This window comes from Chitinophagales bacterium (assembly GCA_013816805.1).
Taxonomy (GTDB): domain Bacteria; phylum Bacteroidota; class Bacteroidia; order Chitinophagales; family UBA10324; genus MGR-bin340.
Genome location: JACDDS010000010.1, coordinates 42,855 through 55,339 on the forward strand (window position 1 = coordinate 42,855; position 12,485 = coordinate 55,339).

Consider the following 12,485-nt stretch of genomic DNA (forward strand, 5'->3'; position numbering starts at 1 on the left):
CTGCTATCTAATGACGGTTATTGGTGCTTCGGAACTTATTCTTAATCCACGTGGGTCTGTCTATCATTTAGATTTACTTCCGGAAGAGATAGCAGATACTATTATCACTGTTGGGGATCCGGCAAGGGTAGCGAAAGTGTCAAAATATTTTGATCGCATTGATTTCAGGCAGCAGAATCGTGAATTTGTTACCCATACCGGCTACGTGGGTGAAAAACAATTGACAGTAATATCAACAGGTATAGGCACCGATAATATTGATATTGTGGTGAATGAACTTGATGCTCTGGTTAATATCGATTTAAGCAATCGCATTGTAAAAAGTAAAACAAAATCACTCAAATTTATCCGTATTGGCACCTCGGGTTCGTTGCAACACGATTTACCCGTTGACTCGTTTGTAGCTTCCCGGTATGCAATAGGCATGGATAACCTTATGAATTTTTATGAATTTTCTAATAATGTTTATGAAAAAGAGATGCTGATTGCTTTTCATAACCATGTGCAGGAAAAGCACATCGCTTTTACTCCCTATGTAACAGGTTGTTCTCCTTTCTTAATTTCCAAATTTGAAACGGAATTTAAACAAGGAATTACTGTTACCTGTCCCGGTTTTTACGGCCCACAAGGCAGGATGTTAAGGGGTTCTCTGATTTTTAATGATTTACTCAGCACGCTCTCCGTATTCTCTTTTTCAGGATGGCCCATTACTAATTTTGAAATGGAAACTTCAGGTTTATATGGATTGGCAAGGCTTCTTGGGCATGAAGCGCTTTCATTAAGCGCTATAGTTGCTAACCGTATAGAAAAACAGTTTAGCAACAATGCGGAAGGCACCATTGATAAATTGATCCGCGTAGCATTGGAAAAAATAACCAGTGATTAGCATAAATTGTACTGAACGAACGTTTGCAATTTATCAGAACCTCTTCCTTTATGCGACTCACGGTAAGATGTTTTATTTTTGAATTGCAATGCGATTACAACTTCCACTGCTTATAGCAATTTTTTCCCTGTTGCATCTGACACAAATGTATGCTCAGGAGCGTCCGCTTATTCAATATAGCGGTATTGTTATGTCAATAGATACCAACCATATTCCCGTATCGTTTGCCAGCGTCTATAACCGGAGCATCAACATAGGTACTATTGCAAATTATGAAGGTTTCTTTTCTTTTGCGGCTCATATAGGAGATACCATTGAAATAAGTTCTGTTGGCTACAGGAAAGGAATAGTGATAGTGCCTGAAATTCCAAATAACCAAAGTTTCACCGCTCTTATTTTTCTTAAAAAGGAGGTGCAAACTCTTCCCGAAACTAGTGTATACCCCTGGTTTTCAAAGGATCAATTCCGCGATGCATTCGTTCACATGAATATACCGGATGATGATCTTGAGCGGGCCCGAAAAAATCTTGATCCAAACCGATTAGGGGAATTGGCAGCCAATCTCAGAGATCCGAATATCAATGCAGGTAAAGTATTATCTGATAATTCTTATACCTATTATTATCAGGGTCAGGTACGTCCACAGCCTATTCTGTCACCACTTGCATGGCTTCAGTTTTTTAATATGCTGAAGAGTGGTTCTTTAAAAAAGCAATAGAACGATCTCAAATTTTTCCTTTTTGTATTTCCTTTAGATAAAACGGTGCAGGAACTGCATTATCGACGGCAGGTAATGATTTTAAATAAGCGTACAATGCTTTCATGTCTTCATCTGTTAATTAATTTATTCAATTCCAGGGCATGGTGGCAATATTTGTCTTCCGTCACTTAATAAAATAAAACATATTTGAACCATATAAAAAAACTCCACTGCGTATAGACAGTGGAGCTAAGGTCAATTGTCCGATTGACCAGACCGGATATCCTCAACAAATAATTTCCGGCATTGGTATTCTACCCTTAAAAGAAAACCGTCATCAAGACATTCTCACCACTTTGTGGTTTAATTGTTTTCAGAATTAAAAACATTTGTGGCTGTTTTATGACAGATTTCCAAAAAAAAGGCAGAAGCCATGATCTCCTGCCCTTTTCACTAAATGCCACTACTAATACTAATAATCCTGGCTGAATGAATTTTGCAATCAGCTCATAATTTTCCCTCAAAGTTGCGAACCTGATCTTCAGCAACCTTATTGGTACTGTGATACAAACCTGATTCTCCTGATTTTTGCTTCACAGGAATAGGTTGCACACCTTGATACAGATGCGATGGACGAGGAGATGTAAATGGTTTAGAGGTGGGTTCCGCATTTAGGATTGCGTCATCGGCCTTTTGACATGAAGTAAGTCCTGCCATAGTACAGGAAATAATGATAGCTACAGCTATCTGTTTAATACTTGTTTTCATAATAGATAAATATTTTTTTGAATAAATTATAAGCGCAAATATACAGGCAGCACCAGGCGGATGCAATTACCCTTTTGGGGGATTCAGATTGAAGATGGGGCTTAAAAATTTACAACGAGCCGTAAATTTATTCTTCGGGAAGTAAGATAGTTAGGAACAGCAAACACAGCATTGTCAGTGGTTTTAACCCATGAATAAGAAATTTCATTTGAGACACCGAACAAATTAAACACTTCCAAATCTATCCAGGAAGATTTGAAATTGTGCCATAATTTACTTTGTAGATTTTTTTCCTTCTTGCCATCCAGCAATAAATAGGAAAATCCAATATCTACCCTACGGTAAGGTGATAACCGTAATGTATCTCTGTCCCGAAAATGGTCGGGGGGACCAGTTGGCAAGCCAGTACCAAAAAGCACACTTAAATGCACTTTAAAATTTTCATTTCCTGGAATATAATCCTGGAAGAACATTCCGAAATTAATCCGCTGATCACTGGGTCTTGGAATGTAGCCCGGGTGTACAATTGTGGTATCAGTAGTAATATCGTGGACAGAATTATTTTCATTAAACGTAGTGTCGAATGTAAAACTGTAATCGAAATCATCTATTAGATTTTCTTTTGTCTTTAACCATGAAATCGAGATCCACGATTCGGCATCCTTTACAAAATCACCATTCAACCGCAGGTCAATGCCTTCAGCAAATCCCGTTGCATCATTCAATCCATAATAGCGAATACGAACGTTATCCAGCTCATATGGATTTAAATCAGTGAGCTTCTTAAAATAAATTTCTGAAACAAACTTAAAAGGGCGGTCCCATATTTTGAAATTATAGTCTGTTCCTACCACAAACTGAACAGATCGCTGGGCAAGCACGCCAGGATGAATATTTCCGTACAGATCTACCAGTTCCCTTAGAAATGGCGGCTGATCATAAACTCCTACTGAAGCACGAAATACCAGATCATGTTTCCACCGGGGCTGGTACGACACTTGTGCACGGGGGCTTATTAGAAATTGCCGGTTAAAATCCCAATAGGTGAACCTGGCTCCTGCATTCAGAATAAAATCTTTCTCTGCATTTAAAGTCCATGCATCCTGCAAATAGCCGCTATATCGAAAGCTGGTAATGTTAAAGGTATTTCGAATCACATTTTGAAGAAACACACTTGAAGTAGAGTAGGGAAGTGAATAGCCTGCTGAATCAATATGAGACCATTCACTCAGGTTATAGCTGTTCTCTTCTCGGTTTATTCCCAATCCCCATTGAACATAGTGATTTGCGCTGGTATAAAAGCCTTTATGCTCCAGCTTTACAACGGAAGCATCTAAAAAATCCCTGCCCCATTCCTGGTCTCCACCTACGCCGAGGCTAAACAACACATTTCCGAATCCACTGCTGCCAAAACTATTATTAACCAATCCTAAAAAATATTCACCGAGAATATCATAGGTTTCATCTTCTCTGTCCTTATAAGCAGAAGCAAGAAATTTAAGATGTAGATTTTTTACCGGTTTATAATTGAGGGCGATACCACCCATTGCATTTGTATATCGATCTATTTCCTGTCCATCAAAAAAGACCCGGAGCCGTAACGTGGTTTTTATGGTTCCAAAAGTAGTGACCTGGCTATCCGGAACGAATTGATATGTATTGCCTGAATAATTTGCAATTCCCTCCAGTGAAATCTTATCTGAAATATCATACGTTAGATAAGTTTGAAAATCAGAAAATGAGGGGTGGTAATCTCCTTTTGTAGGTAATGAGTTTAACAGATACTGATTGGATTTATACCGTGCACCTATAAGCAGCGTGAAGCGTTGATCTTTTGAAGCTTCCTCCAAAGTTAAACTTCCACCCAATAAACTTATAGATGCAGATCCTCCAAACCGCACTGGTTTTTTATAGTCTACATCCAGCACACTGGACATCTTATCTCCGTATTTGGATTGAAACCCACCGGCAGAAAATTGCAGCGAGCTTACCAGATCCGGATTAATAAAACTCAAACCTTCCTGTTGCCCGGAGCGGGTAAGATATGGACGGTAAATTTCAAAGTCATTGACGTACACTAAATTTTCATCAAAATTTCCTCCCCTTACTGAATATTGGGAAGAGAGCTCATTATTAGATTGCGCACCAAGAACTTTTAGAATTGCTTCGACACCTCCTGAAGCCGAAGGAAGCGCTGCAAAGTTTTTTGGATCAATTTTTACCATACCCGCCTGATCACGTATTTCCTGATTCTGAACGGTAACGTCATTGATTATGATTGGCTTCGAAACCATTATTACATAAAGCGGGTAACGCTGACCGGGATTTAAATGGACTAACTTTTCATAGTTTTCAAAACCGACAAAAGAAAAAGTGACCGTAACATTTTTATCGGAAGGAATTTCTATTTCATAATCCCCTGTTTCATTCGATAAAAAAATATTCCCCGTAGAGGAAAGCTTTATAGACACGGACTTAAGGGGCATATTTACTTCATCCCGTATATTTCCATAAAGGGTAGCAATCTGGCAATAGGTGCACAGAGGTATACTTATCATTATAAAAAAAAATATAAATTTTTGCATCATCAGCTAAACGTCGGTTAAACTACCGTATTACTTCTGCGGGCATTTTTCAAAAGACCAATAGTTTCAGCCGGATGAGGAGAATTGAAAACCGTATTTCCTGCCACGAGCACATCAGCACCGGCTTCTATCAATATACCAGCATTGTCGAGATCAACCCCTCCATCAATCTCAATTTTGGCCATTGATTTTCGGGAGAGAATTAAACTTTTTAGCTGTGATAGCTTCCAAAGTGTATTTGGAATAAATTTTTGTCCTCCATAACCAGGGTTAACGGACATTAAGCACACCAGGTCAATATCGGTTATTACATCTTGAAGTAAAACTACAGGGGAATGTGGGTTAATGGCCACTCCGGCTAAAATGCCATTTTCTTTAATGAACGAAATGGTGCGATGAAGATGAATACATGCTTCAAGGTGAACACTTATCAGATTAGCACCGGATTTAGCAAATTCTTCTATATATTTTTCCGGCTCTGCAATCATCAGATGCACATCAAGGGGTTTACGGGAAAACTTTTTAATGGCTTTTAAAACCGGAAAGCCAAACGATATATTCGGAACAAACCTTCCATCCATAATATCGCAGTGGATCCAATCGGCCGCGCTTTCATTAAGCATATTAACTTCGTCCTGTAAATTGCCAAAGTCTGCAGATAAAATAGAGGGTGCCACCAATGCATTCATGCGCCGAAGATAAGTGGAAATTTGATGACCAATGACTGGCCAAATGCAGATCAAAAGCATTTCGCTGGTTGCAAAAAGAAGTATAACCCAAGCTTCTGAGCACATAATCGTTGCCCTAAAATAAAAAAGCCGCCCCGGTAAAGAGACGGCTTTTAATTATTTTTTTGTATTAGCCCAGGTATGTTTTTAAAGTACGGGCTGTTTTTAATTTACGCATTCTGCGTATAGCCTTCTCTTTGATCTGCCTGACACGCTCACGGGTCAAAGCAAACCGTTGCCCTATCTCATCAAGATTCATAGGCTGTTCCCCATTCACACCAAAAAAACAGCTTACAATATCTGCATCTCTCTTATTCATTGCGGAGAGAACACGTTTAATATCCCGCTTTAATGATTCACTGTAAAGATCATCTACAACCCCTTTGGAATGGTTGTCTTCATAAAATTCAATCATTGTGCCTTCTTCATTCTCCTTAATAGGAGCATCCATAGAAAGGTGTTTTCCGGAACCCTTCATCATATCCATTATATCTTTAACCGTCACATTCATAATGTCGGCTAACTCTTCCTGGCTGGGCTCCCGCTCATTTTGTTGCTCAAAATGAATCATAGCTTTATTCAGCTTGCTTAATGATCCTACCTTATTTAAAGGTAAGCGAACCATTCTGGACTGCTCTACCAAAGCTTGTAAGATAGATTGCCTGATCCACCATACTGCATATGAAATAAATTTGAAACCTTTGGATTCATCAAAACGCTGCGCCGCTTTAATCAAGCCTATATTTCCTTCATTTATCAGGTCACTTAAAGATAATCCCTGATGCTGATATTGCTTAGCCACTGAAACCACAAAGCGCAGATTTGCTTTTGTCATTTTTTCCAATGCATCCTGATCACCTGCTTTTATTTTACGTGCCAGTTCCACTTCTTCTTCAGGAGTAATTAAGGACATTTTACCAATCTCCTGAAGATACCGTTCAAGGGAATCATTATCACGCGCGGTGATTTGTTGTGTAATTTTTAACTGCCTCATTTAATGGGTATTATTTATAAAAATTAAATACAATCACAGACTGAATTTAGTTCGGAACTGTAAATTTGATCTGAGACGAATCAAAAATCTTACCGAAGTTTGACAATAGGCTGCCTTGCAGAAATTATGACGATAATAGGACGCGATGCTTGAATTTGAGATAGAATTTGGATCCGTCATCAAAAAATCAATATGATGCATTTTAATTTTGTGATTGCTTGTCAAGCAGCGCTTTTCTGGAAAGCTTGAATTTGCCTGTTTTCTTGTCTACCTCCAGCAATTTTACTTTGATAGTATCGCCAACATTTAAAACTCCATCCAGATTTTCGAGACGTTTATATGATATTTCAGATATGTGCAACAGACCTTCCTTGCCAGGTAAGAATTCAACAAATGCACCGTAAGGCATGATCGATTTTACAGTTGCTTCATATACTTCTCCGGCCTGTGGAACAGCAATTATACCCCTGATACGGTTAATCGCTTTGTCAATAGATTCTTTATTGGCAGAGGAAATTAAGATTTCACCCTCCTCACCGATTTCCGTTATATTGATGACAGTTGCTGTCTCCCGCTGCATTTCCTGGATCACCTTACCACCAGGACCAATGATTGCGCCTATAAATTCACGTGGAATCATAATCTTCACAATTCTGGGTGCATGGGACTTATAATCCTCCCGGGGCTCAGGAATGCAATCATTCAGGATGCCTAAGATGTGCAACCGTCCTTCTTTAGCCTGTTCTAATGCAAGTGCCATGGTTTCGTAAGACAATCCAAGAACTTTAATATCCATTTGACAACCACAAATCCCTTTTGCCGTTCCCGTTACTTTAAAGTCCATATCGCCCAGGTGATCTTCATCCCCAAGAATATCAGAAAGAATTGCAACTTTTCCATCATTACGGGTAATTAAACCCATTGCAATCCCGGATACATGACTTTTCATCTTGACACCAGCATCATAAAGGGCAAGTGAACCAGCGCAAACCGTTGCCATTGACGATGAGCCATTGGACTCAAGAATATCAGAAACCACCCGGATGGTATAAGGGTTGTTATCACCGGAAGGAAGCATATGCTTTAAAGAACGCATGGCAAGATTCCCATGACCTACCTCTCTCCTGCCAGGTCCGCGGTTCGGCTTTACTTCTCCGGTAGAAAAAGATGGGAAATTATAATGAAGAATAAACTTCTGATATATTACTTCCGTAGCTTTATCAAGCATTAATTCATCAAGCTTGGTTCCTAAAGTTACAGTGGTCAATGATTGGGTTTCTCCCCTTGTAAAAATTGCGGAACCGTGCGCGGAAGGCAAATAATCTAGTTCTGCCCAGATGGGTCGTATTTCATTGGTTTTCCGACCGTCTAAACGTATACCTTCATCCAGAATTAAATTCCGAACCACTTCGTATTCCAGGTCTCCGTAATATTTTTTTCCTAACTTTTTTTCATTATCGCCTTCCCATGTTTCCATCATGGCTTTCAGGTCCTCTTTTAAGGAATTGAAAGCAGCTTTGCGTTCTGTTTTACCCAACCCTTTCCTTGCAATATTGTTTAGCTTTTCTGAAAAAGAGCTATAAATTTTTTGTTTAATATCCTCACTTTGAGGGGGTTTTTTATACTCACGTGCCGGTTTTTTCCCTCCGCATAGCTCCAAAAGCTCCATTTGTGCCTTACAATGCGCCTGTACCGCCTGATGACCGACACGGATCGCTTCCAGGAGATCAGATTCTGATGCTTCCTTACCTTCCCCTTCAACCATTACAATACTTTCCCGGGAAGCCCCTACTATAACATCTAGTTCGGCCTTCTCCATCTCAGACTTTAATGGATTCACGACAAATTTTCCTTCAATCTTACAAACCCTGACCTCGGAAATGGGGCCATTGAAAGGTATATCAGAAACCATTAAAGCAGCGGAAGCAGCAAGAGCAGCAAGTGTATCGGGCATGATGTTCTGATCGGCAGAAATCAGTGAAACCATGACTTGGGTATCAGATAAATAATCTTCAGGAAATAAAGGTCGAAGTACCCTGTCTATTATGCGTGAAATCAAAATTTCATAGTCCGAAAGCCTTGCTTCTCTTCTAAAAAATCCACCTGGAATTCTGCCTGCAGATGCAAACTTTTCCTGATAATCAACAGATAACGGAAAAAAGTCCTGACCTTCTTTGACATCCTTGCTGGAAACTACTGTAGCAAGTAACATACAATTCCCCTGACGGACTAAAACAGATCCATCGGCCTGTGTTGCTAATTTCCCAGTTTCAATCGTGATACTACGACCATCTCCGCTGTCAAATGTTTTTGATATAGCTGTTTTACTCATAGTTATGATCTATTTAAAGCATAAAGCCATCAGGAATAATCCTAACGGCCTAATAAAAAGTATGTGAATTATTTTCTAAGTTTTAATCTCTCGATTATTTGCCTATAAGATGAAAGGTTGGTATCATGGAGATATTTCAGCAGGCGTTTTCGCTGGCCAACCATTTTTAATAATGACCTTGAGGTGTTAAAATCTTTTTTTTGTCCGTCTAAATGTCCGGCTATATCATTTATACGCTCAGTAAGTAAAGCAACTTGTGCTTCTGTTGAGCCGGTATTACTCTCGCTGGCAGCAAAATTTTTAATAACTTCTGCCTTTCTTTCCTTTGTAATGGGCATGGTTGTATTATCTTTTCCTTTATTAAGGGCGCAAATATAGCAATTATTTGTTACAGAGGTACCTATTTTGAAAGCGCAAACACATCTGCCAAATCCTTCAATCGTTGTTTCAATTCTTTTCGATTCACGATAAAGTCAAGAAAGCCATGTTCCAGTAAAAATTCCGACCGTTGAAACCCTTTGGGTAAATCTTTCTTGATCGTTTCTTTAATCACCCGGGGGCCTGCAAAACCGATTAAAGCATCAGGCTCCGCCATATTTATATCCCCCAACATAGCAAAGGAAGCCGTGACACCTCCTGTTGTCGGATCGGTCATTAAGGAATAATATGGGATTTTTGCATCAGAAAGCTGGGTAAGCTTGGCAGAGGTTTTTGCCAATTGCATAAGTGAAAATGCGGCTTCCATCATCCGTGCTCCTCCTGACTTTGAAATAATGAGCAAGGGAATTCTTTGTTTTACACAGTAATCAATTGCATATGCAATCCGCTGACCCACCACACTACCCATAGAACCCCCTATAAAGTTAAAATTCATACATGCACAGACCAGTTTTTGGTCGCTCACTTTACCGACTCCAACAGAAATTGCCTCACTTACATTAACTTTTTTAGTGGCCTCAAGTCGCTCTTCATATGATTTTAAATCTTTAAACTGAAGAAAGTCCTTCGGCTTCAGTGATTCAAATAAGAGTTTGTAATCGTTATCATCAAAAATAATTTCGAAATATTCTATAGAGTTGATTCTCGGATGATAATTGCAGTTTGGGCACACATATTTATTATCAGTTAAATCTGCTGTAGGTATTGTTTTTTTACAAGCAGGGCAGTTCCACCAAATGCCATCCGGTACTTCCAGTTTTTCTTCCGTACTGGTTGTAATACCTTCCTTATTGCGCTTAAACCAGGCCATTCCTATAGAGTATAGTGATATGAAAAGTAACTATGCAGGAGTAAATTAAATTCCTGAGTTTGGGAAGTTTATCAGGCAAGATCAATCTCCGGGGCCAGATATACATCCTGAATAACATTTAATAATTCAATGCCATCTTTCATTGGCTTTTGAAACGCTTTCCTGCCTGAGATAAGACCAGTTCCTCCTGCCCTTTTATTTACGACAGCAGTAAAAACTGCTTCAGCCATATCAGATGCTCCCCTTGATTCTCCTCCTGAGTTTATAAGACCAGCTCTTCCCATGTAACAGTTGATAACCTGGTAACGGCACAGGTCAATAGGGTGGTCTGTTGTTAAATCCCTGTATACCCTAGGATGGGTTTTACCGAATTTGAGCGCTTCAAATCCTCCGTTATTTGTGGCAAGCTTTTGTTTAATTATATCTGCCTGAATGGTAACCCCAAGGTGATTTGCCTGGCCTGTTAAATCTGCTGCAGTACTATAGTCCACATTATCTTTTTTAAATCCTGTATTTCGCAGGTAGCACCACAGAATGGTCGCCATCCCCATCTCATGTGCTATCGCAAAAGCTTTTGATACTTCCTGAATCTGTCGTGCTGATTCTTCAGATCCAAAATATATGGTGGCTCCTATTGCTGCTGCACCAATATTCCACGCTTCTTTAACGGTACCAAACATGATCTGATCATATTTATTGGGATAGCTTAAGAATTCATTGTGATTGATCTTTACTATGAATGGAATTTTATGTGCGTATTTACGTGATACAGATGCCAGGACACCGTATGTTGAGGCAACAGCGTTACACCCTCCTTCTATAGCCAGTGATACAATATTTTCCGGATCAAAATACATTGGATTGGGTGCAAAGGATGCACCGGCGCTGTGTTCCACGCCCTGGTCTACTGGTAGGACAGAAACATAGCCAGTACCGCCTAACCTACCGTGATTATAGATCATCTGCAAATTGCGTATTACCTGGTTGTTTCTGTTTGTCTGAGTGAATACCTGGTCTATGAAATCCGGGCCCGGAACGTGAAGCAACTGTTTATCTACCGTTGAACAAACGTGACTGAGAAGATATTCCGCCTTATCTTCCAGCAATGAAGTGATGGTGCTTAATGCCATAGCAAATCGTTTAGGTTTGTATGAGTTGCGGCAAATATAGCAAAGTTAGCTTTGCAGGCGGAGTGAAGAGAACCGTATCTGCTACTACACCTTTAATTTTTTATGCAGTTGTAGAAAGTAGGCTGCTGACTTTAACAAACGGCTTCCATACCAGGAAAACATTTCGCCATCAACCAGTAAAACCTTTGATAAGGGCAACATGTTTTGTATTTGCTGAACGTGATTTTCTTTAAATGGATATGGTTCAGAAGAAAGAAAAATGTAGTCCGGTGTGAGATCTGATATTTCCTGTAACTCTATTACCGGATACCGTGTCTTGCCAGAAAAAATATTTTCAAAACCAGCCGTTTTAAGCATGTCATTGATAAAGGTATCTGCACCCACGGTCATATAAGGATTCCGCCAAATAAGATAGCAGATCCTATTTTTATAAGTGGTCTTGTACGGTTGAGGACCCGTTATATTAGAATTTAAATTTTTGAAATGAAACTTTATTTCGGAAACAAGCGATGATGCTTCATGATATTTTTCAACTAGTTTGCCGATTGAAATTATCATTTCATATGCCTCTTCGAGTATCCTGATGTTGCTCATCCAGACAGGAAATTCTTTCATTAACTCCTTTACTTGCTCTTCATTATTTTCTTCTTTATTTCCAATAATGAGATCCGGATAGAGAGATTTTACTTTTTCGAGGTTAATGTCTTTTGTACCACCGATTTTAATTCTCGATTTAGTTTTTTCTTTTGGGCGGATACAAAATTTTGTAACGCCAATAATTTCCTCGTTTAATCCAAGGTCGAAAAGCAATTCGCTTTGGGAAGGTACCAGGGATATAATTCGTTTGGGAGGAAAAGAGAGTAGAACATCCCGCCTAAGCTGATCGGTAAAAATCATTTTAAATACGGTAATAAATTCGCAATCTTATATAAACATTATTAAGGAGGTCAATTTCACTAGTTACAAATTCAGAGGATGGTACTTATTCGTATTCTAAAATTTATTTCAAATATAACCCTACAATTGCCAGCATGAGGGTTACAAAAATCCAAAGTCCCATTTAATGGTGTCGGTCTTATTTTCTGCAAAACATTCGTCTTATTACTCACTCCC

Annotated in this window: 11 protein-coding genes; 2 read left to right on the top strand and 9 right to left on the bottom strand. The window is 39.2% G+C overall.

Annotated elements, in window-relative coordinates; translation table 11 throughout:
- The first annotated feature begins 10 nt into the window (after positions 1–10).
- On the top strand, positions 11–886 hold the full coding sequence (locus H0W62_09755; GenBank protein MBA3648815.1) for a nucleoside phosphorylase: 876 nt from the start codon (positions 11–13) through the stop codon (positions 884–886).
- 88 nt (positions 887–974) lie between these two features.
- Complete coding sequence (locus H0W62_09760; GenBank protein ID MBA3648816.1) at positions 975–1,604, top strand: hypothetical protein; 630 nt, start codon at positions 975–977, stop codon at positions 1,602–1,604.
- Positions 1,605–2,093: 489 nt separating this feature from the next.
- Here the strand turns inward: H0W62_09760 and H0W62_09765 are convergent, their stop codons facing one another.
- From H0W62_09765 to H0W62_09805, 9 genes are all read right to left on the bottom strand, one after another.
- Positions 2,094–2,354 (bottom strand): hypothetical protein, encoded by a 261-nt coding sequence (locus tag H0W62_09765; protein ID MBA3648817.1) that lies wholly within the window; start codon positions 2,352–2,354, stop codon positions 2,094–2,096.
- Positions 2,355–2,455: 101 nt separating this feature from the next.
- On the bottom strand, positions 2,456–4,912 hold the full coding sequence (locus H0W62_09770; protein ID MBA3648818.1) for a TonB-dependent receptor: 2,457 nt from the start codon (positions 4,910–4,912) through the stop codon (positions 2,456–2,458).
- 44 nt (positions 4,913–4,956) lie between these two features.
- Positions 4,957–5,628 carry a ribulose-phosphate 3-epimerase gene (locus H0W62_09775; GenBank protein MBA3648819.1) on the bottom strand — a complete coding sequence of 224 codons (672 nt, stop codon included), beginning with the start codon at positions 5,626–5,628 and terminating at the stop codon, positions 4,957–4,959.
- Between the two features lie 169 nt (positions 5,629–5,797).
- Positions 5,798–6,661, bottom strand: a complete 864-nt coding sequence (locus H0W62_09780) for an RNA polymerase sigma factor RpoD/SigA (protein ID MBA3648820.1) — start codon at positions 6,659–6,661, stop codon at positions 5,798–5,800.
- Between the two features lie 202 nt (positions 6,662–6,863).
- Positions 6,864–8,993 carry a polyribonucleotide nucleotidyltransferase gene (pnp, locus tag H0W62_09785; protein ID MBA3648821.1) on the bottom strand — a complete coding sequence of 710 codons (2,130 nt, stop codon included), beginning with the start codon at positions 8,991–8,993 and terminating at the stop codon, positions 6,864–6,866.
- Positions 8,994–9,061: 68 nt separating this feature from the next.
- Positions 9,062–9,331, bottom strand: coding sequence for a 30S ribosomal protein S15 (gene rpsO / locus H0W62_09790; GenBank protein MBA3648822.1), 270 nt, complete (start codon positions 9,329–9,331; stop codon positions 9,062–9,064).
- Positions 9,332–9,393: 62 nt separating this feature from the next.
- Positions 9,394–10,242, bottom strand: a complete 849-nt coding sequence (locus tag H0W62_09795; GenBank protein MBA3648823.1) for an acetyl-CoA carboxylase carboxyltransferase subunit beta — start codon at positions 10,240–10,242, stop codon at positions 9,394–9,396.
- Between the two features lie 71 nt (positions 10,243–10,313).
- Positions 10,314–11,372: a class I fructose-bisphosphate aldolase gene (locus H0W62_09800; protein ID MBA3648824.1), complete on the bottom strand. Its 1,059-nt coding sequence runs from the start codon at positions 11,370–11,372 to the stop codon at positions 10,314–10,316.
- 84 nt (positions 11,373–11,456) lie between these two features.
- A complete protein-coding gene (locus H0W62_09805; protein MBA3648825.1) occupies positions 11,457–12,269 on the bottom strand; it encodes an ABC transporter substrate-binding protein in 813 nt (270 codons plus the stop codon).
- Between the last annotated feature and the right edge of the window lie 216 nt (positions 12,270–12,485).

Bases quoted from the DNA above. Each gene is read 5' to 3' on its own strand.
- H0W62_09770 (MBA3648818.1), bottom strand. From the start codon at position 4,912: ATGATAAGTATACCTCTGTGCACCTATTGCCAGATTGCTACCCTTTAT.
- H0W62_09795 (MBA3648823.1), bottom strand. From the start codon at position 10,242: ATGGCCTGGTTTAAGCGCAATAAGGAAGGTATTACAACCAGTACGGAA.
- H0W62_09760 (MBA3648816.1), top strand. From the start codon at position 975: ATGCGATTACAACTTCCACTGCTTATAGCAATTTTTTCCCTGTTGCAT.
- H0W62_09755 (MBA3648815.1), top strand. From the start codon at position 11: ATGACGGTTATTGGTGCTTCGGAACTTATTCTTAATCCACGTGGGTCT.
- H0W62_09800 (MBA3648824.1), bottom strand. From the start codon at position 11,372: ATGGCATTAAGCACCATCACTTCATTGCTGGAAGATAAGGCGGAATAT.
- H0W62_09765 (MBA3648817.1), bottom strand. From the start codon at position 2,354: ATGAAAACAAGTATTAAACAGATAGCTGTAGCTATCATTATTTCCTGT.
- rpsO (MBA3648822.1), bottom strand. From the start codon at position 9,331: ATGCCCATTACAAAGGAAAGAAAGGCAGAAGTTATTAAAAATTTTGCT.
- H0W62_09775 (MBA3648819.1), bottom strand. From the start codon at position 5,628: ATGAATGCATTGGTGGCACCCTCTATTTTATCTGCAGACTTTGGCAAT.
- H0W62_09805 (MBA3648825.1), bottom strand. From the start codon at position 12,269: ATGATTTTTACCGATCAGCTTAGGCGGGATGTTCTACTCTCTTTTCCT.
- H0W62_09780 (MBA3648820.1), bottom strand. From the start codon at position 6,661: ATGAGGCAGTTAAAAATTACACAACAAATCACCGCGCGTGATAATGAT.
- pnp (MBA3648821.1), bottom strand. From the start codon at position 8,993: ATGAGTAAAACAGCTATATCAAAAACATTTGACAGCGGAGATGGTCGT.